The sequence below is a fragment of the Cohnella sp. AR92 genome (genome assembly GCF_003990975.1).
Classification (GTDB): Bacteria; Bacillota; Bacilli; order Paenibacillales; family Paenibacillaceae; genus Cohnella.
Genome location: NZ_RZJR01000008.1, coordinates 1 through 24,065, shown reverse-complemented (window position 1 = coordinate 24,065; position 24,065 = coordinate 1). Strand labels below are relative to the sequence as shown.

General features: G+C 60.3%; 21 protein-coding genes. 18 read left to right on the top strand and 3 right to left on the bottom strand.

Annotated elements, in window-relative coordinates; translation table 11 throughout:
- Positions 1-12 precede the first annotated feature (12 nt).
- The 12 genes from hutI (at position 13) to ELR57_RS13995 (ending at position 13,422) form a co-directional block, all read left to right on the top strand.
- Positions 13-1,296, top strand: coding sequence for an imidazolonepropionase (hutI, locus tag ELR57_RS14045; RefSeq protein ID WP_126959727.1), 1,284 nt, complete (start codon positions 13-15; stop codon positions 1,294-1,296).
- Positions 1,293-2,630 carry a Zn-dependent hydrolase gene (locus ELR57_RS14040; protein ID WP_126959726.1) on the top strand — a complete coding sequence of 446 codons (1,338 nt, stop codon included), beginning with the start codon at positions 1,293-1,295 and terminating at the stop codon, positions 2,628-2,630. The genes hutI and ELR57_RS14040 overlap by 4 nt, the downstream gene beginning before the upstream one ends.
- Before the next feature lie 14 nt (positions 2,631-2,644).
- On the top strand, positions 2,645-3,967 hold the full coding sequence (locus ELR57_RS14035; RefSeq protein WP_126959725.1) for an amidohydrolase family protein: 1,323 nt from the start codon (positions 2,645-2,647) through the stop codon (positions 3,965-3,967).
- Between the two features lie 21 nt (positions 3,968-3,988).
- Positions 3,989-5,089, top strand: coding sequence for a histidinol-phosphate transaminase (hisC, locus tag ELR57_RS14030; RefSeq protein WP_126959724.1), 1,101 nt, complete (start codon positions 3,989-3,991; stop codon positions 5,087-5,089).
- A 35-nt stretch (positions 5,090-5,124) separates the two neighbouring features.
- Positions 5,125-6,252 (top strand): glycerol dehydrogenase, encoded by a 1,128-nt coding sequence (locus ELR57_RS14025; protein WP_126959723.1) that lies wholly within the window; start codon positions 5,125-5,127, stop codon positions 6,250-6,252.
- Between the two features lie 17 nt (positions 6,253-6,269).
- Complete coding sequence (locus ELR57_RS14020; protein WP_158630034.1) at positions 6,270-7,793, top strand: xylulokinase; 1,524 nt, start codon at positions 6,270-6,272, stop codon at positions 7,791-7,793.
- A gap of 27 nt (positions 7,794-7,820) precedes the next feature.
- The gene (locus tag ELR57_RS14015) at positions 7,821-8,933 is read left to right on the top strand and encodes a 2-hydroxyacid dehydrogenase (protein ID WP_126959721.1); all 1,113 of its coding nucleotides are present in this window, start codon (positions 7,821-7,823) and stop codon (positions 8,931-8,933) included.
- A gap of 28 nt (positions 8,934-8,961) precedes the next feature.
- Entirely contained in the window at positions 8,962-10,545 is a 1,584-nt protein-coding gene (locus tag ELR57_RS14010) for a PTS sugar transporter (protein ID WP_126959720.1), read from the top strand.
- Complete coding sequence (locus ELR57_RS14005) at positions 10,532-11,731, top strand: M20 family metallopeptidase (protein WP_126959719.1); 1,200 nt, start codon at positions 10,532-10,534, stop codon at positions 11,729-11,731. The genes ELR57_RS14010 and ELR57_RS14005 overlap by 14 nt, the downstream gene beginning before the upstream one ends.
- A 276-nt stretch (positions 11,732-12,007) precedes the next feature.
- Entirely contained in the window at positions 12,008-12,607 is a 600-nt protein-coding gene (gene hisB, locus ELR57_RS14000) for an imidazoleglycerol-phosphate dehydratase HisB (RefSeq protein ID WP_126959718.1), read from the top strand.
- A gap of 27 nt (positions 12,608-12,634) precedes the next feature.
- Entirely contained in the window at positions 12,635-12,778 is a 144-nt protein-coding gene (locus ELR57_RS27870; protein ID WP_158630033.1) for a hypothetical protein, read from the top strand.
- A complete protein-coding gene (locus ELR57_RS13995; RefSeq protein ID WP_126959717.1) occupies positions 12,775-13,422 on the top strand; it encodes a HutD/Ves family protein in 648 nt (215 codons plus the stop codon). Before ELR57_RS27870 ends, ELR57_RS13995 begins: the two co-directional genes overlap by 4 nt.
- Before the next feature lie 25 nt (positions 13,423-13,447).
- Here the strand turns inward: ELR57_RS13995 and ELR57_RS13990 are convergent, their stop codons facing one another.
- Positions 13,448-15,175: a glycine betaine ABC transporter substrate-binding protein gene (locus ELR57_RS13990; RefSeq protein ID WP_126959716.1), complete on the bottom strand. Its 1,728-nt coding sequence runs from the start codon at positions 15,173-15,175 to the stop codon at positions 13,448-13,450.
- Positions 15,168-16,376 carry a quaternary amine ABC transporter ATP-binding protein gene (locus tag ELR57_RS13985; RefSeq protein WP_126959715.1) on the bottom strand — a complete coding sequence of 403 codons (1,209 nt, stop codon included), beginning with the start codon at positions 16,374-16,376 and terminating at the stop codon, positions 15,168-15,170. Before ELR57_RS13985 ends, ELR57_RS13990 begins: the two co-directional genes overlap by 8 nt.
- Before the next feature lie 190 nt (positions 16,377-16,566).
- Between ELR57_RS13985 and ELR57_RS13980 the strand changes: the two genes are divergently transcribed.
- The 5 genes from ELR57_RS13980 to nfsA all read left to right on the top strand — a co-directional run bounded on the left by ELR57_RS13980 (position 16,567) and on the right by nfsA (position 22,986).
- Entirely contained in the window at positions 16,567-17,232 is a 666-nt protein-coding gene (locus ELR57_RS13980) for a sulfite oxidase-like oxidoreductase (protein ID WP_126959714.1), read from the top strand.
- Between the two features lie 145 nt (positions 17,233-17,377).
- Positions 17,378-18,433 carry a M42 family metallopeptidase gene (locus ELR57_RS13975; RefSeq protein WP_126959713.1) on the top strand — a complete coding sequence of 352 codons (1,056 nt, stop codon included), beginning with the start codon at positions 17,378-17,380 and terminating at the stop codon, positions 18,431-18,433.
- A gap of 286 nt (positions 18,434-18,719) precedes the next feature.
- Positions 18,720-19,442, top strand: a complete 723-nt coding sequence (locus ELR57_RS13970; RefSeq protein WP_126959712.1) for an MOSC domain-containing protein — start codon at positions 18,720-18,722, stop codon at positions 19,440-19,442.
- 483 nt (positions 19,443-19,925) lie between these two features.
- Positions 19,926-21,947, top strand: coding sequence for an acyltransferase family protein (locus ELR57_RS13965; protein WP_126959711.1), 2,022 nt, complete (start codon positions 19,926-19,928; stop codon positions 21,945-21,947).
- 283 nt (positions 21,948-22,230) lie between these two features.
- Positions 22,231-22,986, top strand: coding sequence for an oxygen-insensitive NADPH nitroreductase (gene nfsA, locus ELR57_RS13960; RefSeq protein ID WP_126959710.1), 756 nt, complete (start codon positions 22,231-22,233; stop codon positions 22,984-22,986).
- Here nfsA and ELR57_RS13955 read toward each other — a convergent pair.
- On the bottom strand, positions 22,978-23,508 hold the full coding sequence (locus ELR57_RS13955) for a GNAT family N-acetyltransferase (protein ID WP_126959709.1): 531 nt from the start codon (positions 23,506-23,508) through the stop codon (positions 22,978-22,980). The genes nfsA and ELR57_RS13955 overlap by 9 nt on opposite strands.
- Positions 23,509-23,828: 320 nt before the next feature.
- Between ELR57_RS13955 and ELR57_RS28305 the strand changes: the two genes are divergently transcribed.
- Positions 23,829-24,065 (top strand): transposase (locus ELR57_RS28305; RefSeq protein ID WP_148125552.1); only part of this gene is annotated, 237 nt, incomplete at its 3' end.

Genomic DNA, 24,065 nt, shown 5'->3' with positions numbered 1-24,065 from the left:
GGAGAGATCGGCATGAGCCTCGTTTATATTCGGAACGCCGCGCAGCTCATTACGATGGCGGGACCGAACGAGAAGCCGCGAACGGGTGCGGCGATGTCTGAGCTAGGGGTGATCGAGAACGGAGGCCTTGTGCTCGACGGGGAACGCATCGCGTTCGTCGGTTCGGACGCGGAGGCGGCGAGCTTCGTCGAACGCAGCGAGGGCGGACACGAGGTTACGGTTATCGACGCGACGGGTCGAACGGTTGCGCCGGGGCTGGTCGACCCGCATACGCACGTCGTGTTCGCGGGCTCCCGCGAGAGTGAGCTGGATATGAGGCTGCATGGCGCGACTTACATGCAGATCATGAACGCGGGCGGCGGCATTCACTATTCGACGGAACGCATGCGGGAAGCGAGCGAGGAACAGCTCGTCAGGGAAACGGAGAAGCGGCTCGACCGCTTCCTGGCGCACGGAGTCACGACGATCGAAGCGAAGAGCGGCTACGGCCTCCGGCTCGAGGACGAGCTGAAGCAGCTTCGGGCGGCGCGCGCGTTGAATGAACGTCATCCGGTCGAGCTGGTGTCGACGTTCATGGGCGCGCACGCGGTGCCCCGCGAGTACAAAACGGATCCCGACGCGTACGTAAGGCTCGTCGTCGAGGAGATGATTCCGGCGGTCGCCCGCGAAGGGCTCGCGGAGTATTGCGACGTGTTCTGCGAAGAGGGCGTGTTCACGCCGGAGCAGTCCCGCGCCGTGCTTGAAGCAGGCAAGCAATGGGGGCTTAAGCCGAAGATTCACGCGGACGAGATCGTGCCTTACGGCGGAGCGGAGCTCGCGGCGGAGGTCGGCGCAGTCTCGGCCGAGCACCTGCTGCGGGCGTCGGGGGAAGGCATTCGCGCCATGGCCGCGAAGGGCGTCATCGCCGTTCTGCTGCCGGGCACGGCTTTCTTCCTCATGACGAAGCCTGCCGACGCGCGGGCGATGATCGAGGCGGGCGTGCCGGTCGCGCTGTCGACCGACCGCAATCCCGGCTCGTCGCCGACCGAATCGCTGCCGTTCGTCATGAACCTGGCGTGCCTAACGATGGGCATGACGCCATCGGAGGTGCTGACGGCGTGCACGATCAACGCCGCTCACGCCATAGGCCGAGCGGACCGGATCGGCAGCCTGGAGCCGGGCAAGCAGGCGGACGTCGTTATTTTCGACGCGCCGAACTACTTATACCTTCAGTATCATTACGCCGTCAATCTGGTCGAGACCGTGATCAAGCAAGGCAAGCCGGTCATCGTGAGCGGAAGGAGGACGGACCGATGAGCGAACGGAATCGGACGGAGAAGCGGCGAGAGCTGCAGGAACCGGGAGAACAGCGAGAAAAGCGAGCATTAGGAGATCTGAGGGTGAACGCTTCCCGGATCGAGATGCGGATAACGGAGCTGGGCGAGATCGGCCGCAACGCCGGCGGAGGGATGGATCGCACCACGTTCACGCCCGCGGAGCTGGAAGCGCGAGAGTGGCTAAAGGCGAGGCTGAGGGAGCTCGGTCTTGAGAGCCGATCGGACGAAGCGGCGAACATCTGGGCGAGGCGCGAAGGAAGCTCAGATCGCTCGGAAAACCTGCCGGTTATCGCCTTCGGTTCCCACCTCGACTCGGTGCCGAACGGCGGCAGGTACGACGGGGCGCTTGGCGTGCTGCTCGCGCTGGAAGTGATGGAAGTGCTGGCGGAGAATGACATCAGAACGCGGCATCCGTTCGAGCTCGTCTCGTTCAGCGCGGAAGAACCGAATCCGTTCGGCTTGTCCACCTTCGGCAGCCGAACGGTCGCCGGCAAGCTGACGCGCCGGCATCTGGAAGGCGTTCGCGATCCGCAAGGCACTTTGCTTGTCGACGCTCTGCGCGCGGCGGGCGGCGATCCCGACGCGTTCGAACGGGCTCGCCGCCGTCCGGAGGAGCTGGCTGCTTTCCTCGAGGTTCACATCGAGCAAGGATTGCGTCTGCTAGATCGCGGCATTCCAGTCGGCATCGTCTCGGCGATTACCGGAATTTATCGCGAGGACGTGATCGTTATCGGCGAAGCGAACCATGCGGGTACGACGCTCATGGCAAACCGCAAGGACGCTCTGATGGCGGCCTCCGAGCTGATGCTCGCCTTCGAGGCCGCTTGTCGCGAGCATCCTTCCGAGGAGACGGTCGGCACGATCGGCACGATCGAGAACCGCCCGAACGCGGCGAACATCATCCCCGGCCAGGTGAGGTTCCACTTGGAGCTTCGCGGCCGAAGTCGCTCGGATATCGGCGAAGCGTTGGAAGCGTGGGAGAGGGAAGCGGAAGCGATCATGGCCCGGCGCGGAGTCAAGCTGGAGCGCAAGCTGCTGCTGGATCAGCCTCCGGCCGTCATGGACCCGATCATAGCCGAGGTGTGCGCGAAGGAAGCGTCCCGGCTCGGATACGAGACGCTCTCGCTGGGAAGCATGGCCGGACACGATGCCGCCCATATGGCCTCTCTCACGCGGGCAGGCATGCTGTTCGTGCCTAGCCTCGGAGGCAAGAGCCACTGTCCGGATGAAGAGAGCCGCATCGACGATATCGAGCAAACGGCCAACGTGCTGCTGCACTCGCTGCTTGCGCTGGACGACCAATTGAACCGCTAGGGGAGCGTACCGACATGACGAAGCTTTTTACGGCCGATTATGTTTATTTGAACGGAGAATTTCGCAACAACGGCGCGATCGTCGAGGAAGGCGGGGTGATCGTTGCGGCGGGGGACGTTGCCGATCTGACGGCGCAATATCCGCACGCGGAGCTTGTCCGTTGGGAGGGCCAGGCGATCGTGCCGGGCACCGTCAACGCCCATAACCATTCGTTCCAAAGCCTGCTTCGCGGCATCGCCATCGACAAGCCGTTCCTGGAATGGCGCGACCAAGCGCTGTATAAGTACACGCCGCTGCTCGACGAAGAAGCGATCTACACCGGCGCGCTGCTCGCATTCGGGGAGATGCTTCGTTATGGGGTGACGACGGTTTGCGACTTTTTCTACGTGCACAATGGCGGCACTGCTTATGACGAAGCGGTCATCCGCGCGGCGAACGACTTGGGCATTCGGCTCGTGCTTGCCCGCACGATGTACGACTGGGACGGCGCTCCGATCGCCTATCGCGAATCGATCCCGGACGCGGTGGAGCGAACCCGCGCGCTCGCGAAGAAGTACCAAGGCAACCCGATGGTGGCGATCCACCCGGCTCCGCACAGCCCGCATGCGGCTTCGCCCGAGATGATTCAAGCAGGGCATCGGCTGGCGGTCGAGCTCGATACGCCTTACCACATTCACGTGGCGGAGGAGATGTTCGAGGTCGAGGAGATTTTACGCGATTACGGCAAACGGCCGATCCACTATCTCGATTCCCTTGGCGTGCTCGACGAACGGATGATTGCGATCCATCTCGTCTGGCTGGACGATTCGGAGATCGCGCTTGCGGGCAGCCGCAAGGCTTCGCTGGCGTATTGCCCATCCAGCAACATGTTCTTGGCCGACGGCATCACGCGCATTCCCGATCTGGTTCAAGCGGGCGTCACCGTGTCGCTCGGGACGGACGGAGCGTGCAGCAACAATCGGATCAGCGTTTACGAGGAGATGCGGATGGTCGCGATGCTGCAGAAGGTTGCGAGGCTTGACGGCACCTGCGTGACCGCGAAGCAGGCATACCGGATGGGCACGGAGAACGGGGGCAAGGCGCTTCGGCTGCCGGTCGGCACATTGGACATCGGACAGTATGCCGATTTTGCCGCCATCGACGTTCATGACTTGTCGCTCGCGCCGCGTCAGGAGCTATTCGCTAATATGGTGTACGCCATGCAGCCTTCCGCGGTCAAACGCGTCGTTGTCGGCGGTCGAACGGTGTATGACGCAGACGATATCCTCACCGTGTCCGAACGAACCATCGGCAGCCGCGTCGACGCGCTGTTCGAACGGTTGTCCAAGCATTTATAACCTCAGGAGGAGGATTCCGAGATGACGAGATCGACATTATGGCGTCAGGAAGTAACGAAGCTCGAAGCGTACGTTCCGGGCAAATCAATAGAAGAAGTCCAGAAGCAATACGGGCTAAGCGAGATTACGAGATTGGCCTCCAACGAGAATCCTTATGGGCCGTCCCCGAAGGCGATCGACGCGATGAATGCGGCGGCCGCCGACAGCCATCTGTACCCCGAGCCGACTAGCGCCGAGCTGAGAGGGAAGCTAGGGACTCTGTACGGAGTCGACCCTTCGCAAGTACTCGTCTCTAACGGAGCCGACAACGTGCTGATGCTGATCGGACAAGCCTACGTCAACCCTGGCGACGAGGTCGTTTACTGCGTGCCGACGTTCTCGGTTTACCGCACCTCGACGGTCGTGATGGGAGGCGTTCCAATCGAGGTGCCGCTGACGGGGGACTACAAGTTCGATCTCGACGGCATGCTCGCCGCGGTCACGGAGCGCACGAAGCTGATCTACCTCTGCAACCCGAACAACCCGACGGGCACGATCGTAGATTGTGCGGCGTTGGAAGAGTTCCTCAAGAAGGTTCCTCCTCGCGTCGTTGTTGTACTGGACGAAGCCTACGGCGAGTTTATCGATGTGCCAAGCTACAAAACGGGAGCCGAATACGTCCGTGAGGGTTATCCGGTCATCTCCGTTCACACCTTCTCCAAGCTGTACGGCTTGGCGGCCATGCGAGTCGGCTATGCGATTGCGAACCCCGACGTTCTAGCGCCCGTGCTGGCGGTGCGCGAGCCGTTCCCGGTCAGCCGGATGGCAAACAGCGCGGCCGCGGCCAGTCTGGACGATACGGAGTACCGGGAGTTTATTTTGCGAACGAACCGGGAAGGGTTGGCCTACCTGAGCGAACAATTGCGCCAGATGAACGTGGGGGTCAATCCCTCTTATTCCAACTTCCTGTTCGCGGATTTGCATCGGGACGCCGCTCCGGTCGTGGAAGCTCTGATGAAGGCGGGGTACATCGTTCGGCCGTGCAAGTCGTGGGGCTACCCTGAGCATATTCGGATCACAGTCGGAAGTCCGGACCAGAACAAGGGCTTCATCGAAGCTCTTCGTACGATTCTGGAAGCTTAATAGATTTATAGATAGCAGAAAGGCGGAGATCCGAGATGGCCGATCCATTAGCGAATAGAAGTCATACGGCGATTATCATGCCGATGCAGTATAGGCAGGGACCGGGAACGATCCGCGAGCTTCCGCACGCCGTCTCCGGATTCGGAGAGGCAGCGGAGGCGCTTGTCATCGCAACGTCCGGAGGCTGGAAGAGGCTGGGCGGCATTGTGGAAAAATGGCGAGCGGACGGCCTGCGGTCTAAGCTCGCCGAGTTCGGCGGCGAATGTTCGGAAGCGGAGATCGAGCGACTGAAGCGCGAGGCCGAGATCAGCCGCGCGGACGTCGTCGTCGGCATCGGCGGCGGCAAGCTGCTGGACGCGGCGAAGTCGGTCGCATTTCGGCTGTGCCTGCCGATCGTCATCGTGCCGACGATCGCTTCCAGCGACGCGCCCTGCTCGGCGCTGTCGGTCATCTACGACGAGGAGGGGCGCGTCGCGAAGTTCGAGACGCATCCGCGCAACCCCGATCTCGTGCTCGTCGACACGGAGCTGATCCTGCAGGCGCCGCTGCGTTATCTGGCCGCCGGAATGGGCGACGCCCTCGCCACGGCTCCGGAGGCTCTCGCCAACTTGCGCGCCGGCGGGCGCACGATTCTCGGCGCGAGTCCGACGCGCCTCGGAACGGCCGTCGCGGAGCTGTGCGGACGTATCCTCGACGAGGACGGCGCGCAGGCCTACGACGATGCCGCAAGAGGAATCCGCTCGGAGGCGTTCGAGCGGGTCGTCGAAGCCAATACGCTGCTGAGCGGCATCGGCTTCGAGAGCGGCGGGCTCGCCGCCGCGCACTCCTTGCACGACGGGCTGACGGAGCTGCCCGATTGCCACCATCTGCTGCACGGCGAGAAGGTCGGCTTCTGCACGGCCGTACAGGCGACTTTGCTCGGCAATCCGTTTGAAGCCGCCAAGCACCTGCGGTTCTGCCGCCGGATCGGGCTTCCGGCATCGCTGGCCGAGACCGGACTTATCGGCGATCCTTCCGAGCTGCGCGTCAAGCTGCTCGTCGCCGGTCGGAGGACGCTCGACCCGGGAGAGTCGATTCATGAGCTCGGCCGTGCGCTCACGGCAAGCGAGATTGCTGATGCGTTCGAGGAGACGGACCGGATCGCCAAGGAGCTGTTCGGCTGATGCGCGGGGGAGAGAAAGTGTTCACTGAGGAAGGTCATCTCGTTGACGGACACCTCATTGTCGTAGACGCCAGCACGAGCGCGGTGAAGAGCTTTCTATATGATTTGAGCGACGGAACCATCCTCGCGAGCGCCAAGGTCGACATCACGGCTGACGTTCCGGAGCCGGGAGCGGCGGAGGTTGACTCCCGGCTGTGGTGGGAGGGGGTGTGCCAGACTTCGCGAGAGCTGATGGAGCGGACGAATGCCGATACGCTGAGAGGCGTAACGGTAACAAGCCAGCAAATCTCTTGCGTCTTCTTGGATGAAGCGGGGAAACCTGCGGCTCCGGCATATCTGTGGATGGATACCCGTTGCACGGAATCTATCGAAGCGCTAAGCCTTCGTTGCGAGAAGGAAGGGCTCGGCACAGGCTGGATAACGAGCATGACAGGTATTCCTCCTTCGGACAGCTGGGGACTTGCGAAGCTGCTCTGGTTCCGCGAACGCGATCCGCTCGCATTCTCTCGTATTCGTCAGGTCGCTTCGGTCGACGCCTTCCTGCTAGATAAGCTAAGCGGCCGTTTCGTCTCCGACGAGACGAGCGCTTGCTTTTTCCACTTGGACATCCGTTGCCGAGAGCCTGCTTTGGAGTTGCTCCTCTATCTCGACATCGATCCTGCGCTGTTCCCCGAGATTGTGCCTCCCGGAACCTTGATCGGTACCGTCACGGCGGAAGCGGCGCAGATGAGCGGCTTGCCGGAAGGACTTCCCGTCATTGCTGCCGCGTCGGATCAGCCCTGCGCGCTGCTCGGCATGGGGGCCGTCCGTCCGGGCGAGGCTGTGATCAACCTCGGTACCGGCACGTTCTTTATGACGCCGCTAGCTTCGCCGATCACGGACAACCGCATGATGACGAACATCGGCGCGGCAACGAACTCTTGGCTAATGATGGGCACGCATTATTTGACCGGAGGCGCGCTAAGCTGGCTCCGAGATCTCCTATCGGAGGGCGGAGCGCCGTTGTCCTTCGCTCAACTTGGCGATCTTGCGCAGGCGACGCCGCCGGGAGCGGACGGACTCACGTTCCTCCCAGGGCTTAGCGGAACGGGAACGCCACGATGGGACCCCGAAGCGAGGGGGCTGTTCGCCGGTCTAGGCCTCGGACATGGGGCCGGCCATCTCGCGCGGGCAGTCATGGAGAGCACCGGGTACGGCGTCCGTACCATTCTTGAGACGTTCGCGGAGTTAGGCATCGCTTTCGAGAAGCTGATTTTCTCCGGAGGCCCAGCCTCGTCGGAGGTGTGGCGGCAAGCGCTCGCCGACATCGTCCAGCGTCCGCTGACGCTCTCGGAGGCGCAGGAAGCGACGCCGCTCGGCGCGGCGATGCTTGCGGCGAGCGCGCTTGGACGCTTTTCCAGTCCGGAGGAAGGGGTACGCTCTTGGACGTCGGAAGCGCAGATTGTTAAGCCTAGGTCGGAATTCCGCGATGTGTACGACCGAATGTACGCCCGATACCGCGCATGGACGGATGCGGAAGCCTCCGTCAGGCGATCGACATAACGTTGCCAGGAGAGGCAGGGAATCGAGATGAAAACAAAACCGAAAATGGTCGTGGCTGGAGACGCGCTGCTCGCACCCGAAGTGCTGGCGGACAGCTTCCTATCGTTCGTTCGCGGGGGATGGGAAGTGACGCCTTATTTTTACGGACCGCCGACGTTGCATGAGCTTGACGAGGAGCTGCTTCTCATCGAGAGAGAGGGGCCGGACGCGCTGCCGATTCCGGACGGTCTGGAGGCGCTGCTTCAGGACGCGGACCTGCTCGTTGTCCATAACTGCCCCGTCAGGGCCGACTTGCTCGCGCGCCTTCCTCAACTGCTCGCGGTAGGCGTGCTTAGAGGCGGCTACGAGAACGTCGACGCCGCCGCGGCGCGAGAGATCGGCATTCCGGTGATGCACACGCTCGGTCGCACGTCCGAAGCGGTGTCCGACTTCGCGGTCGGCCTGATGCTGGCGGAGACGCGCAACATCGCCCGCTGCCATGCGGGCATCCGGGCCGGGGAGTGGCCGAAGGAGTTCCCGAACACCGGCCGCATTCCGGAGCTGCGCGAGCTGACGGTCGGCATCGCCGGCTTCGGCGAGATCGGACGTCTCGTCGCGCGGAAGCTGAGCGGCTTTGGCTGCCGAGTCATCGCGTATGATCCGTTTGTCTCCGAGGAGGCCGTCATTCGCGGCGGAGCTGAGAAAACGGACTTGGAGACGCTGCTCGCCGAGAGCGATATCTTGACGCTTCATTCCCGACATTCGGCGGGTCAGCCTCAGCTTATTGGCGCGGCCGAGCTTGCTCTGATGAAACCGGACGCGTATCTGATCAACACGGCGCGAGCGGGGTTGATCGATATGGACGCGCTTGCCGCCGCGTTGAAGGAAGGCCGTCTCGCGGGGGCGGCGCTCGATGTGTTCGATCGCGAGCCGCTCGGCGCGGACAACCCGCTGCTTGCGCTGGCTAACGTGACATTGACGAGCCATATCGCCTTCGATACGGAAGCCTTCTACAAACGATCTCCAATTCTCTGGCGGGAAGGGATGGACCGCCTGCTGAACGGGTCGGACAAGCGAGTATGGATCAATGCGAATGATTCGGCTCTCGAGCGGCTGGAGAAGCTTCGCGGCCTGTGGTTCCAGTCGGCGGCGCAGGCTTGAAGAGAACTCGCGAACAGGAGGAGGAAGCATGATCGGGACAAAAAGGGCGGCGATCCTCGGCTCCAGCGGCGGCAACCTCTTCCATTCGGGAGGCGGCGATCCCAAGCGGCTGCTCGCCGAGATCGCTTCGGAGTGCCGGGGGGCCGGTATCGAGGTGGCTGCGGCACAGTTCGTGGCGGCGCAAGGCTCGATGGATCAGAGGGCGGCTTCCGTCGCCGCTGAATTGTATGAGTGGAACGAGAGCTCCCACTCGTTCTTAAGAGGAGCGGAAGGGAGCCTCGAGGAGATCAACCGCGAGGCGGCCCGCTCGGATGAAGCGATCGCGCTGTTGATCGAGGAAGGGAGGATCGATGGACTGATCCTGCTGAGCTGCGATCCGCACGGCGCGAATCGGCTGGCTGTCGCGGCGGCGGCGAAGCGAGGGCTGCCGGTCGTCGGAACCGGAGGAACATCGATGGGAGAGGTTAAATCGCTCGGCGCGAACGTCGTCTCCCTGTCCGGCACGACGGGCACGACCAACCAGACGCGAGCCGTCGCGTTCGCGCTTGCGCTCAGCCGTTATTGGAAGCTGTCGTACCGGATGGCCGGCTCGAAAAGCTGGCGCGAAGCGAGAATCAGCGGCGTCATGACGTCGTCGATTCCCGCGTTCATGGCCGTTCTGCTGCTGTTCTCGCTCTCCAATCTCCCGTTCCTGTCCGGATTGGACAAGGCATCCGCCATGCTGTCGTATTTGCCGCTGATCGTGCTCGCCGTCTTCGCGGCCCGCCAGATGGCGGATCTTGGCGAGGCGACGCTGATCGCGGGAATCGCCGCCGGATTTCTCTCCGCGGATGGAGGCGTCGTAGGCGTTGTGCTAGCCGGTTTGGCCGCCGGCTGGCTGACGCCGCGCGTATTCCAGCTTGGCGCCCGGCTAGGCTTCCCGGCTACGTCGGTCCATATCGCGACGGCCGTCCTATCCGGCGTATTGCCGGGACTAGTCATGTTCTACGGTCTCGGCGAATGGACCATGCGGGCGGCCGACGCTGTTCGAGATGCGTTGGAATGGACGGTCGGGCTAAGTTCCGAGCTCGTCGGCTGCGGTTTCGGTCTGGCGATGTGGCCGCTTATACGCAGAGGCTGGTACCACACCGTCTTGCTGCCACTGATGCTGCTTGAGATGGAGCGCTACGGCAACAGCTTCATCGGCGCCCTCGACATGGCCGGGCTTGTCATGACGTCAGCCGGCATTTTGCTGGCGCAGCTCGCGCTTCCGGTCTATCCCGCCGATCGAAACACGTCGAGCAAGCCGTTCTGGCTGAACGTCGGCTTCGGAACGTTTATCGAAGCCTCGTATGTGTTCATGCAGCGCAGTCGAATGGTCTCGCTCGGAGCGATCCTCGCGTCAGGCTTTGCCGGGGCCGTCATCGGCGGGCTGGACCTCCGGTCGACCGCTTATGTGCCATTCTATCTCGCACTGCTGTTCAGCAATGACGCACTCGGCTTCCTCGCGGCCATGCTGGCGTCGCTGGCGGTCTCTTTTCTGATCGCTCTGGCAGCGAATATAGCTTATAGAAGAAAGAGAGATTCAAAACTTCCGAATCGCGGCAAGGAGGAAAGGCATGACGACTTGTGAGCAAGAACGCCGCTTATTGGACTCGATCGACGAAGCCGAGCTTGTACGGCTGCTGCAACGGCTTGTCCGCGCGAACAGCGAGAATCCGACGGGCGACGAAAGCGCGGTCGCGGCCGTCGTCGCCGAGGAACTGGAGGCTGCAGGCATTCCGACACGCCTGCAGCCGGTCGAAGAGCGCCGCGCGAATGTGATCGCCGAGCTGCCCGGCCGCCGGAAGGCGAAGCTGCTGTTCAACGGCCATATGGACACCGTACCGGCTGGCGATCAGGCGCTCTGGCGCAGCGACCCGTGGGGAGCCGATCTTCGAGACGGCAACTTATACGGCCTTGGCTCGGCGGACATGAAGGCTGGGGTCGCGGCGATGCTAATCGCCGTTCAAGCGCTGCATCGCTGCGGAGCCGACTTTGAGCGAGGTCTGTTGTTCACGGCCGTCGTCGATGAGGAGGTCGGCTTTAAGGGTACGACGGCGCTTATCGAGAGCGGCCTGCTGGCCGATTGCGAGATGGCGTGCGTATCCGAGCCGACAAGCCTGCGAATCGGCAACCGGCTGAAGGGTGCGCTCGAATTCTCCGCCCGCACATTCGGGAGAAGCGCCCATACGGGCATCGCGTTCGCCGGGGACAACGCCATCTATAAGATGGGGCGATACTTGGAGAAGCTGCGCGTGTACAACGATTCGCTTGCCAAGCGCATGGACGAGCCCGAGCTGAAGCACCCGACCGTCAACGCGGGCAAGCTTACCGGCGGCGTCGGAGTCACGCTAGTGCCCGACCGTTGCGAGCTCGAATTCGACCGGCAGGTACTCCCCGGCGAGTCGATGGATGAAGCCGAGCGGGAGATCCGCGAGCTGACGAATGCGTTCTCCCGCGAGACGGGAATCGAGGTCGAGCTGACGCTTCGCCAGCGCTTCGCCAACTGGACTGTCGCCGACGATGCGCCGATCGTAACGAGCCTGGCAAATGCGCTCGAAGACCTCTATGATCATCGTCCGCCGCAGTTCACGGGCTTCAACGGCTACGCAGAGGTCGAGCTGCTGGCGTCGGCGGGTATCCCGTCCGTACTGTTCGGACCGGGCTCGCTGGATGTCGCGCACGCCCCGAACGAATTCGTTCCGATTCGGGAAGTCGTAGAGGCCTCGCGAGCGTACGCGCTCTGGGCGTACCGCTACATGACCTCTAACGGCTGACGTAACCCGATTCCAGTCGCGCTGAGTGAGATCCCGGAAGCTGCAACCCAATAAGGGTTACAGCCCATACAGGGATACAGCCCGCGCAGGTCCCCCAAATCTCGCAAACCAAATAAACCCTAGAAGCTCATTTAGCCTATCGTTTTCTAGAAGAAAGCTTATTCGGAACCAACCCGCGAACCGGCGGGTCCGTTGAGGCTTTCTTTTTTTGTTTTGATTTTCATATTGATTTTGATTTTGATTTTGCATCCCCATCATCTCAAAGGAGAGCTGCCCATGAACGACACCGGCACGAGAAGCGCGACAATATCAAGAAAAACGGGAGAGACCGAAGTGAGCGTGACGCTCGATCTGGATGGAGAAGGCAAGTGCGAGCTGAGCACCGGCGTGCCGTTCCTGGAGCACATGCTTCATGCGTTCGCCGTGCACGGGCGTTTCGACCTGCAGGTTCAGGCACAAGGAGATTTGGACGTGGACGACCACCACACGGTGGAGGACATCGCGATTGTGCTGGGTCAATGCATCCGCGAGGCGCTCGGCGACAAGAGGGGCATCCGCCGCTACGGCAACGCCTTCGTTCCGCTGGACGAGGCGCTTGCGCAGGTGGTCGTCGACCTCAGCAACCGGCCTCATCTGGAGTACCGCGCCGAGTACCCCTCCAAGGAGACGGGGCGATTCCAGACAGAGCTGGTGCACGAGTTCCTCTGGAAGCTGGCGCTCGAGAGCCGGATGGCGCTGCACGCGATCGTCCACTACGGCCGGAACACGCACCACATGATCGAAGCGGTGTTCAAGGCGCTTGGCCGGGCGCTGAACGAAGCGTCTGCCGTTGAGCCTGGACGCACAGAGATCCCGTCTTCCAAGGGAGTTCTCTAATCGGCTAATTGAGGAGGTTCGACAAACATGTTAAATGGGAAAAAGCTGGTCTGGATTTTGGACGACGAATGGACCGACCATTCGGTGGAGAGAGCGATCTATGCGAAGCACGGTTTTGAGGCGAAGGCGACGACTACCCGGTATTGGCATGAGAAGGGGGGAGAAGAATGAGCAAGCTCGTGAAAGAGATCGTTCGGAGAGAGGCGTTTACGACCAGCCGCTGGACGGGAGGAACGACGGAGGAGCTGGCCATTTATCCGCCCGGCTCCCTATATGCCGAGCGGACCTTCGAATGGAGGGCGAGCGTGGCGACAATCGAGACGGCTGAGTCAGTCTTCACTCCGCTGCCCGGCTACAACCGCACATTAATGCTGCTGGACGGCGAGCTTGAACTCATACTGGAGGGAAGAGGCTCCGTCCGGCTTCGGCCGGGAGACAACTGCGATTTTGCAGGAGAGCGGGAGACGAGAAGCCGAGGGCTGGCGACGGACTTTAACCTGATCTATGCGGACGGATATCGAGCCGAACTGAGACTTCTTGCGCTGCCTTCAGGACAAACGGATGAGCTTCTTATTATCGCCGCTCTCGAGAACACAACTCAGAACCGATTCTATCTCGTGTATGCCGTAGAGGGCACAATAACAATCGCAACCGAAGACGCTGGAGATGCAACCGCGAAGCTGATCCGCCTGGAACCGGGAGACGCGCTCGTCGTGCGCGTTCGGCCCGGAGACAAAGCCGAGCGATGGCGTCTCGCGAACGCAGGGGAGGAAGAGACAGCCCGTGCCGCGGTTGCCGGTCTGCTCGTCCCCTAATCATTCTTTTCCTAGAGTGCAGCCGCTACTGCAATTCCTCGATAGAAGCCACGTCCATATAAGACGGAACGACCAGGCCCAGCTTTGTGCCTTCGAGGTTCGGGCCGAGATCGACGACTTGATCCTTGTACTTGTCGTAATAATCCTTCGACGTCGTCGGCAGCCATGCGGCGACCATCGCATCGGCGTCGCCGTTCGCGATGCCGACCCACATCGGCCCGATCTCGACCTGAAGCATCTCCGGCTTGTAGCCGAGCTTCGACTCGAGCACTTCCCGAACGACGTTCGTGCTGGCGATCTCGGAATCCCAGGCGACATAAGCCAGCTTGAGCTTCTGTCCGTTCGCCTTCGGGATGCCCTCGGTCCATTCGGCCACGAGGTCGCCGTGCTTGCTCACCCAAGCGGCGGCGGCGTCCTCGGGAGACGTGCCGTCGCTGATGGAATTCATCACTTCTTCCATGTCCGACGGCTGCCAATGGAACCGGTCAAGGAACTTGTACGCGGAAGGGGCGGCGCTCTCCAAGCCTTGGCGAACGATCGTGTGAATCTCTTCGCTGCCCCCGTAGGAGCCCTTCGGATCATCGAGGTACTTCAGGTTATACTTGATGAACATCCAATGCGGAGTCCAGCCCGTGACGATGATCGGCTCTTTCTTGCTGTAAGCCCGGTCCAATGCGGCGGTCATCGCCGTTCCGGAGCCTTCCACGAGCTTCCAATTGTCCAACCCGTAGTCCTTGATCGCTTGGGCGGTCGCCTTCATCAGGCCGGAGCCGGGATCGATCCCGACGATCTGGTAGTTCACCAGCTTGCCGACTTCGTTCTCGCCGCCGGATTCCCCGCGCATGTTCTCGTATAGGCTGGCGGCGATCAACGCGACGATCAGCGCGACGCCGGTCCAAAGCGCGCTCCTCAGCATCCCGGCTTGGCTGCGCCGCTTGCCCGAGATGAGCTTCTGGGACAGCCGGTCCAGCAGAATGGCCAGGATGACGACGGCAAGCCCGGCCTCGAACCCTTGGCCCGTGTTGAGCTGCGTGACCGCCCGGTAGACGTCGGCGCCGATGCCTTGCGCTCCGATCATCGAGGCGATGACGACCATCGACAAGCTCAGCATGATCGTCTGGTTGATGCCCGCCATCATATTCGGCAAGGCGAGCGGCAGCTGCACCTGCATCAGCTTCTGGGTCGGAGTCGAGCCGAAGGAGTCGGCCGCTTCGATCAGATCTCCCGGCACCTGCTGAATGCCGAGATGCGTCAGCCGGATCGTCGGCGGAATCGCGAAAATCACGGAAGCGATGACCCCGGGAACGACGCCAAGTCCGAAGAACGTAACGGCGGGGATGAGATAGACGAAGGCGGGCATCGTCTGCATGAAGTCGAGCAAGGGCGTCAGAATGCTGCGCACGGTCCGGTTGCGGGCGGAGGAGATGCCAAGCGGTACTCCGAGCACGATGGAGACGAGCGAAGCGGTCAGCACGAGCGCCGAAGTGTCCATCGTGGCGTCCCAATAGCCGAGATTCCAGATGAGCAGCAGTCCGATGGCGGAGAAGAGGCTAAGCCTCCAGCGTCCTAAACGGTAGGCGAGCGCAACGACTAGAATAAGGATCAGCCACGGCGGAAGCAGATGGAACAGAGCCGAGAAGGCATATACGATCCCGTTAATGACGGAAGACAACAGGTTAAAAAGAAAGCCGAGGTTCGAGCCCAGCCAATCGACGACGCTCTCGACCCACTCGTCCAGCGGCAGCTTATTCATCGGAATCCCCTTCCACGTTGATGTGCTCGGCGTTGCCGGTCAGCGCGGCCAGCACGGCCCCGCGTACGATAATGCCGAGCAGCCGGTTCGATTCGTCCGTGACGGCGACGGGAATCCGAGTCTCGCTCACCAGATCGAACAGCTCGTTCAGCCGAACGTCCGGCCGTACGGTCGGCACTTCTTTGAAGGCGATATCGAGCAGCGTTCGATGGTCTTTGATCGCCGCGGACGCGTCCTCCGCGGAGATCGCTCCGATCAAGCGGCGGGCCTTGTCCACCAAGTACAGGTTGGAGATGCCGCTGTCGCGCATCAACTGCAGGGCGACGCGTGGACCGCGATCGGGAGCAATCGTCTCCGGGCGCCGCATGACGTGCGAAGCGGTCAATACCTTCGACAGATCGACGTCCTCGACGAACTTCTCGACGTACCGGTTGGCCGGGTTGATCAGGATCTCTTCCGGCGTGCCGATCTGCACGATCGAGCCGTCGCGGAGCAGCGCGATTTTGTCCCCGATCCGCAGCGCCTCGTTCAGGTCATGGGTGATGAAAATAATCGTCTTCCGCATTTTCTCCTGAAGCTCCAGCAGCTCGTCCTGCATATCCTTGCGGATAAGCGGATCGAGCGCGCTGAACGCTTCGTCCATCAGCAGGATGTCCGGCTCATTGGCGAGCGCGCGAGCGAGCCCGACCCGCTGCTGCATGCCGCCGCTGAGCTGGTCGGGATAGCTGTTCTCCCAGCCTCCGAGACCTACCAACGCGAGAGAGGAGAGGGCTTTCTCCCGGCGCTCCTTCGCCGATACCCCGCGAACCTCTAGGCCGTACTCCACGTTCCGCAGAATCGTCCGATGAGGGAAAAGCGCGAACTTCTGGAATACCATCGCCATCCGTCTCCACCGGAACTCCCTCAACTCGGTAGCATTCATTTTGACGATATTCTGATCCTGATAGAGAATCTCTCCGTCCGTCGGCTCGATCAAGCGGTTGAGCAGGCGGATCAACGTGGATTTGCCGCTGCCCGACAGCCCCATGATGACGAAAATTTCCCCTTCTTCGATATCGAAGCTGACGCGGTTGACGCCAACCGTATGTTTCGTTTCCTCGTAGATCTTTTTTTTGCCCCAACCCTTGGTTAGAAGGTCGAGAGCCTTGAGCGGCTCCGGGCCGAAAATCTTGGTCAAACCGCGAATCGATACCAAGCTCATCCTGACATGCCTCCGCGTAACAGAATCGTTATTTGGTAGGTTGCTTCCAATCCGGAAGGCTTATCCATCAAGGCCTGCGGAGCGGACGGTCGTTTGACAGCTTCGTTCGGCGGTCGCTATAATTTGGACATTCGGGAATCCTTCGATGAGGCACGCTCAACGAGATCTGCAAGGAAAGGAATGAAGCACTATGCTGACGAAAGCGGAACGGCTCAAAAAGAGCAAGGCGCCGCAGACGGGCGGAGAGTGGGGGGATCGGCTTCCGCCGGGACAGACGCTGACCGACCGTTTCCCGATTCTGCACGAAGGCGAGGTTCCTCGCTACGACATGGACGAGTGGACGTTGCGGGTATTCGGCGAGGTTGAGGAAGAAGTCACGTTTACATACGATCAGCTGATGGCGCTGCCCAAGACGCGAATCGAGACCGACATTCACTGCGTGACTCGCTGGTCGAAGTTCGGCACCTCTTGGGAGGGCGTGCTTTTCCGCGATGTGCTTAAGCAGCTGAAGGTGAAGCCGGAAGCCAAGTACGTGATGGTGCACGCGGACAACGATTACGAGACGAACCTGCCGATCGAGGATCTGCTGGGCGACGATATCCTGCTGGCCTATCAATATAATGGAGAGCCGCTGACGGACAAGCACGGCTGGCCGCTTCGCCTGCTCGTTCCCCATCTCTACTTCTGGAAAAGCGCCAAGTGGATTCGCGGGTTCGAGTTCATGAAGGAGGATCGGCCGGGGTTCTGGGAGCGCAACGGCTTCCACAATTACGCCGACCCGTTCAAGGAGCAGCGCTTCTCCGGCGAGGATCTGGGCCTTCCGGAAGACGAATGGCATCATAAGGACTTCGATTGAATAGTTGGTTTTGCGGGATAGCCGATCTGATCGGCTATTCGGCGTTTAAGGTGAGTTCAGGCAGGCTGGAGCGGGCGAGATCGTCGGCATGATCGCCTATCGAACTTCGCATCGATTCCATGATTAAGAAAGGATGTTGAACAAAATGACGCAAACGGTGCCGAACGGTTTCCAAGTTAACGCACCATACGTGGAGGAGATTCTGATGAAGCTCCTGACCACTCCGAGCCCAAGCGGCTATTGCATGCACATCATGAAGCTGCTGGAAGAGGAAGCGGCCAAGCTCGGTTACGAGGTGGAGCGCACGCCGAAGGGCAACGGCATCGTTACGATTCCCGGTGCGTCGGCGGAGGAAGGAACGCTCGCTTTAACCGCCCACGTGGACACGCTTGGGGCGATGGTCCGCTCGATCAAGGCGAACGGCATGCTGCGCATTACGCCGCTGGGCGGCTACGCGATGCAGACGATCGAAGGAGAATACTGCACGATCCATACTCGCGACGGCCGCACGTACGAAGGCACTGTCCTCTCGACGAAACCTTCGGTGCACGTCTATTCGGACGCGAGAGAGTGGAAGCGCGAGGAAGCGAACATGGAGATTCGCATCGACGAGGACGTTGCCGGCAAGGCGGATACCGAGAAGCTTGGCATCGCGGTCGGCGACATCGTCTCGTGGGATCCTCGCGCCAAGATCCTGCCGAACGGCTGGATCAAGTCCCGGCATCTGGACGATAAGGCGAGCGTCGCCGCGCTGTTCGGCGTGCTGGAGTGGCTGAAGCGGGAAGGACGCACGCCGGAACGGACGCTGAAGCTCATCTTCTCCACTTATGAAGAAGTGGGGCACGGAGCCTCCTACATCCCGCCGGACGTAACGGAGATGATCGCGGTCGACATGGGCGCGCTCGGAGACGATCTGTCCGCTACCGAGAAAGACGTCTCGATCTGCGCCAAGGATTCTTCCGGCCCGTACGATTACGAGATGACCTCGAAGCTGATCGAGCTCGCGAAGCGGGAGCAGCTTCCGCACGCCGTCGACATCTACCCGCATTACGGTTCCGACGCTTCGGCGGCGCTCCGCGGCGGCAGCAATATCCGGGCGGCACTCATCGGCCCCGGCGTCCATGCCTCGCACGGAATGGAGCGGACGCACAGGGACGCGGTCTTGAACACGGCGAGACTGCTGCTGGCTTATATCTTATAAGAAGGAAGACGACGTTGGAGGAGCTTCGGAGCTTCTTCGGCGTCGTCTATTTTGTTTGCCAAAGGATGCCGAGTTATTGAACAAAATTCAATAACGGGTCACCGGATGAGGCTGAGAAGGCCGAGTTCATGAAGGCAGAGGGATTCGAGCGAATACGTCAATCGAACATTCGTTTTATATGGCTCTGGATCTAGCGTTACATCCTCCATTGACGGTCAAGCCGGGAGAGGGTAATCTGACGATAGCGGAAGGACTTGGAATGGATACCGCGGTTGGAGGGTATTGGATGATCATTGGAAGCGTGATGGAGATGCACCGGTATCCGGTCAAGTCGTTCGGGGGAGAGCGTCTGATCGATAAGGTCCGTATCGAGCCGTACGGCGTGGAGGGTGACCGGTGGCATGCCTTCGTCGACGAGACGAAGACGGGATGGAACAGCTTCGTTACCGCAAGAGGGATTCCCGCCATGCTGGCTTACCGGGCGGAACTGCTTGCGGCGGTGGAAGAAGGCGCGGTCCCCGAAGTGGCGATTACGGCGCCGGACGGACGAAAGCTCCGCTGGAACGAAGAACTGCTGCAGGACGTGCAGGGGCTGACCTCGACGAAGCTCAGCATGAGGAATTATTCAAAGCCGCGCGAAGAGTTGAAGGGCGTCGACGACAGCCCGATTCTGATCGTGACGGATCGATCGATTCGCAAGCTCGAGGAGCTCTGGGGCAAGCCGCTCAACCCGCGCCGCTTCCGGGCGAATCTGCTGGTGCGTCTCGACAGGGAAGCGCCGGACGAAGGGGAGTGGATCGGGAAGGAGCTGTCCATCGGCAGCGTGACGCTTCGGATCGACAAGGGATGCGAACGCTGCGCGTTGATCACCTTGGACCCGGACACCCAAGAACGGGATCCGTCGCTTCTTAAAGTCGTGAACCGGGAGCTTAGCTTGACGTTCGGCGTGTACGCTTCGGTCGTGAAGCCCGGTTTTATCGAGACCAACGACGAGATTAGGCTCGATTAGACAACCGAAGATGAACCGTTCGATTCCCCATATCGACCAACTGAGTAAGACCGCGAAAACGGTCTTATTTTTTTCTATATTTTCGACGGAAAATACGAAATTTCTTTGAACCCTGAAGTGGTTCTTTTCGTCTAATTGGCATAAGAAAAAACAGGGCGCCCATCTCTACTGCAAAGTGCCCCGAAGGGAGGACGTTTGCCTTAAAATAAGCAGCTAGAAGGCTTAACAGCGGACTATATTTAACGGCATTAATTAAATGAGAATCAAGCATGAGCGCAAGGCATTACGGACGATGTCCGAAGGCTAGTCTTTTTAACACGAGGAATGAAAGGTAGAACGGGAAAATGAAACATAGAGAGAACGAAGTTACTTACGGCGCACCTGCCGCATTCAGCATTAATCTCATGCTTGCATCACACGGCTTTACGAACAACGGAAGACAACATGACTTGCCATTCTTGACGAGTGGAGGAGTCCGCTGCCATGCCTGAGCATTCGAGCAAGAAACGTTATATGACGGGCCTAGACGGCCTTAGGGCGCTGTCGGTATTGGCCGTTATCGTCTATCATCTGCCCATGAACGTCCTGCCCGGGGGGTTCCTCGGTGTCGGAGTGTTCTTCGTCCTATCCGGTTACTTGATTACAGACCAATTGGTCGCCAAATGGCAGAAAGAGCGGACGCTCGATCTGAAAGGCTTCTGGCTGAGAAGAGCCAGAAGGCTGCTGCCCGCCGTCCTTCTGCTAATCGCGACGGTTGCCGCATGGCTGGCGGCGACGGATCCCGAGCGGCTCCGTTCCTTAGGAGGAGACATCGTTGCGTCTCTCGCTTACGTCAATAATTGGTGGCTGATTTTTCATAATGTTTCTTATTTCGATAGTTTCGGTCCTCCGTCTCCGTTCGGCCACTTCTGGTCGCTTGCGGTGGAGGAGCAGTTCTACGTTCTATGGCCGCTTCTGATGGCGCTCGGCTTGATCGTCGCTCCGAAGCGCGGCTACTTGGCGCTTCTGATTTGCGGCGGCGCGGCCGCCTCGGCCATCGCCATGGCGATGATCTACGTACCCGGGACCGATCCGAGCCGGGTGTATTACGGAACCGATACGCGGGCTTTCGGATTGCTTATCGGCGCCGCGTTGGCGGTTATCCTGCCTAGCGCCCGGATGAATCCGATAAGCTCCTCCAAGCTGCGCTTCCTGATGGATGCCGCCGGCAGCGCGGCGCTGACGCTGATCGTCTTTATGGCGATCTATACGGACGAATACAGCCCGTTCGCTTACCGCGGGGGACTGGTGCTTCTGTCGCTCGCATCCGCGGCGGTGATCGCCGTCATCGCGCATCCGTCCAGCCGGCTGGGGCAAGCGCTGTCGATCAAGCCGCTTCGTTGGATAGGGATTCGTTCCTACGGCATCTATCTATGGCATTATCCCGTCATCGTGCTGACGAGCCCCTCCAATCAAGCGGAACCGACCTCTCCGGCAACCGTCGCTCTTCAGATTGCGCTGACGCTGGTCTTGGCGGCATTGTCTTGGAGGTTCGTGGAGAAGCCTATCCTAAACGGAGGCCTTGGAAGACTAGGCCGGAGCGTCGCAGCTATCTTCAGGGGCAACGGAGCCTCGAGGAGAGCCGTTCGGCCGAGGTTGTTCTCCATGGCAGCGGTCTCGCTTGTCTTCGTTCTGTGCATCTCCTGCGGCGGGGGAGGAGAGGCTGCCTCCGGAAGAATCACGAATGCGGCGGAGCCATCTCCCGGCCAGTCGGATAAAGGCAAAGACATTCATCAATCGGGTCCGGCGACCGGTCAAGAGTCTTCTGAATCGCCAAACGCCTCCGACTCCGATTCGGATGTCATCCTGGCGGGCGAGAAGAATCCGTCCTCGACGTCCCCGTCTTCGAACGGAGACAAAACGGTCGGCACGAAGGTCCCATCGACGAACGGATCGAACGGCACGCACGGCGAGAACGGCGGAAGCAAAGGGACCGGGAACAGCGGGGAGAAGCCTTCTTCCGAATCGGTTCAAGAGACCGGTGACGGCAAAGGCGTGACGGTTATCGGAGATTCGGTCATTCTCGGCGTCCAGCCGTACCTGGAGAAGAGGCTTCCGGGAATTCTCGTGGACGGCAAGGTGGGCCGCCAGATGAATAAAGCGATGGAAACGGTCGCCGCTCACGAGGATGCGGGCGATCTCGGAGATGTCGTCATTCTGGAGCTGGGGACGAACGGCTCCTTCACGGAGAAGAAGCTGACGCAGCTTCTGGATGAGATCGGCTCGAAGAGAACAATCCTGCTCATCAATACGCGGGTTCCGCGTCAATGGCAGGATACGGTCAACAAGACGCTGAAAGACGTCGCGGCCGATTACGACAATGTCAGCGTGATCGACTGGTACCGCGCCAGCGCGGGCCATAGCGCCTTCTTCGGGAAAGACGGCGTGCATCTGACCAAGACGGGTGCCGAGTTCTATACCGATATGATCGCGGATGCCCTAAAGAACGTTCGAGGCGGCCATTGAGCGAGGGCGGCTAGATCGATCCGTTCCGAAGGCGCAAGACTCCGCAACGCAAACGGCAGTTTCTGCCGGGATGGAATCCATCCCGACAGGACTGCCGTTTTTCGTTCGAATGAGGGGAGAGGGGGGCGAAAGGATCGGATAATCGGAGAGGCGACAGACTATAGGAGGAGATTGGACATCGCCAAACTCGTATGGTAGCGTTAGAACGATCGCAAACGCGCGAAGAACGCGACGCTCCCGCAACCTAGCGGAGAGCGGCTTTTTTAAGAAAGAGGGAATGTACATGAACACCGTAATCGAAAGACTGCTGGACCACCGTTCCATTCGCTCTTACCTGGATAAGCCTGTCTCCGACGAGCACTTGCGAGCCATTATCGCCAGCGCCCAATCCGCCAGCACCTCCAGCTTCGTGCAAGCCTATTCGATCATCGGGGTGAAGGATCCCGTTAGAAAGGCTCGGCTGGCTGAACTCGTCGGCCATCAGAAGCATGTGGAGCAATGCCCGATATTGCTCATTTTCTGTCTGGACCTTCATCGGCTTGAACGCTGCGCGGAATTGGAAGGCATCGGTCCGGAGCGGACAAGGGCTTCTCTGGAATCGACGGAGCAGTATACGGTAGGCGTAATCGATGCAACTCTCGCGTCGCAGAATGCGGCGATTGCCGCCGAGTCCCTGGGACTGGGCATTTGCTATATCGGAGGGCTGCGGAATCATCCGAAGGAAGTAGCCGAGCTCCTGAAGACGCCCGAGCGGGTCGCTCCTTTGTTCGGCATGACGGTCGGTCATCCGGCAAGCCCGTCCGCCACGAAGCCGAGGCTGCCGCTGGAGGCGGTCTATTCGGAAGAGGAGTATCCGCCCGAGCAAGAGATCGCGGACCAATTGGAGAAGTACAACGAAGTCGTCTCCTCTTATTACCGCGAGAGAACCGGAGGCAAGAGACATGAGAGGTGGACGGAGCAGATGGGGCAGCGTCTGGCCAACCCCAGCCGGCTTCATTGGAGAGAGTTCCTGGCCAGCCGCAATCTGCCGTTAAAGTGAAGCTTTGCGGTATAAGACATGCTTCCGAAGCGGGCTGTCCGGCTCGACTCGAGGGTGGTCGAACGTCTTGACGAAGGCCATTCCGATCTTCTCCATCACGCGGCTGGAGGGCTTGTTGATCTCGGCCGTGAAGCTGTACACCTCGGGAAACGCAAGCTCGCCCAATCCATGGCGGAGGCAGGCTTCCGCCCCTTCCGTAGCGTAGCCCCGGCCCCAAGCTTCGTGCTTCAGCCGCCAGCCGATCTCGATGCACGGGGTGAAGTCGGCTTCGAACGAAGCGCGATGGAAGCCGATGAATCCGATGAATTCCCGGCTCTCCTTCGATTCCGCGGCATAAAGCCCATAGCCGCATTCGTCGAATTCGTCACGGATCGATCGATAGAAGGTATCCGTCTGCGAGAAAGAAAGCGCGTTGGGAAAAAAGCGCATCACTTGCTCATCGGCATTCATCCGGCGGAAGGGCGACAGATCAGCGTCCGTCCAGTCGCGCAGCAGAAGTCTCGGAGTTTCGATATGGATCATGGATGATCTCCTCCTAAGGAAAGGGGCTGTCCCAAAAGTCCAACTTAGGGACAGCCCCTGTCTTTGAGTTAGCGATATTTAGTATTTGGAGGGATGTGTCTCCTTCCGGTTGCTGGTGCCGCCGTGAAATAGGATTTAGTAACTCCGTTACAAGGGGATTTCACGTCGGCAAAAGCAAACGCTCCGCTGCTCCTCCAGGAGACACATGCCCTCTTTTTTGTATCGCTTTTTTAAGAAAATGCATAACTTCAAAACGCAAAGAAACCGTTCTTTGGTAAAATGGAGGTACCACCCAACCACTTACGAAAGGAACGGTTTCTTTGTACATTCATTATACCATGGACCAACTTTGCCTGCCAATGGACCTCGAGGAAGACATCCCTCCTCATCACCTTGTCCGTGTCGTCAACGAGGCGGTYAATCGTCTGGACGACAAGATCTTTGCTTCCGCATATCCTGGCGGCGGACGAGACAGCTACCACCCCAAGCTGCTTACCAAAGTCATTATTTACGACTACACCCAGCGTATCCACTCCTCTCGCCAATTCGCCACAGCC

Coding starts and splice junctions, on each gene's coding strand:
- hutI (WP_126959727.1), top strand. CDS start 13: ATGAGCCTCGTTTATATTCGGAACGCCGCGCAGCTCATTACGATGGCG.
- ELR57_RS14040 (WP_126959726.1), top strand. CDS start 1,293: ATGAGCGAACGGAATCGGACGGAGAAGCGGCGAGAGCTGCAGGAACCG.
- ELR57_RS14035 (WP_126959725.1), top strand. CDS start 2,645: ATGACGAAGCTTTTTACGGCCGATTATGTTTATTTGAACGGAGAATTT.
- hisC (WP_126959724.1), top strand. CDS start 3,989: ATGACGAGATCGACATTATGGCGTCAGGAAGTAACGAAGCTCGAAGCG.
- ELR57_RS14025 (WP_126959723.1), top strand. CDS start 5,125: ATGGCCGATCCATTAGCGAATAGAAGTCATACGGCGATTATCATGCCG.
- ELR57_RS14015 (WP_126959721.1), top strand. CDS start 7,821: ATGAAAACAAAACCGAAAATGGTCGTGGCTGGAGACGCGCTGCTCGCA.
- ELR57_RS14010 (WP_126959720.1), top strand. CDS start 8,962: ATGATCGGGACAAAAAGGGCGGCGATCCTCGGCTCCAGCGGCGGCAAC.
- ELR57_RS14005 (WP_126959719.1), top strand. CDS start 10,532: ATGACGACTTGTGAGCAAGAACGCCGCTTATTGGACTCGATCGACGAA.
- hisB (WP_126959718.1), top strand. CDS start 12,008: ATGAACGACACCGGCACGAGAAGCGCGACAATATCAAGAAAAACGGGA.
- ELR57_RS27870 (WP_158630033.1), top strand. CDS start 12,635: ATGTTAAATGGGAAAAAGCTGGTCTGGATTTTGGACGACGAATGGACC.
- ELR57_RS13995 (WP_126959717.1), top strand. CDS start 12,775: ATGAGCAAGCTCGTGAAAGAGATCGTTCGGAGAGAGGCGTTTACGACC.
- ELR57_RS13990 (WP_126959716.1), bottom strand. CDS start 15,175: ATGAATAAGCTGCCGCTGGACGAGTGGGTCGAGAGCGTCGTCGATTGG.
- ELR57_RS13985 (WP_126959715.1), bottom strand. CDS start 16,376: ATGAGCTTGGTATCGATTCGCGGTTTGACCAAGATTTTCGGCCCGGAG.
- ELR57_RS13980 (WP_126959714.1), top strand. CDS start 16,567: ATGCTGACGAAAGCGGAACGGCTCAAAAAGAGCAAGGCGCCGCAGACG.
- ELR57_RS13975 (WP_126959713.1), top strand. CDS start 17,378: ATGACGCAAACGGTGCCGAACGGTTTCCAAGTTAACGCACCATACGTG.
- ELR57_RS13970 (WP_126959712.1), top strand. CDS start 18,720: ATGATCATTGGAAGCGTGATGGAGATGCACCGGTATCCGGTCAAGTCG.
- ELR57_RS13965 (WP_126959711.1), top strand. CDS start 19,926: ATGCCTGAGCATTCGAGCAAGAAACGTTATATGACGGGCCTAGACGGC.
- nfsA (WP_126959710.1), top strand. CDS start 22,231: ATGAACACCGTAATCGAAAGACTGCTGGACCACCGTTCCATTCGCTCT.
- ELR57_RS13955 (WP_126959709.1), bottom strand. CDS start 23,508: ATGATCCATATCGAAACTCCGAGACTTCTGCTGCGCGACTGGACGGAC.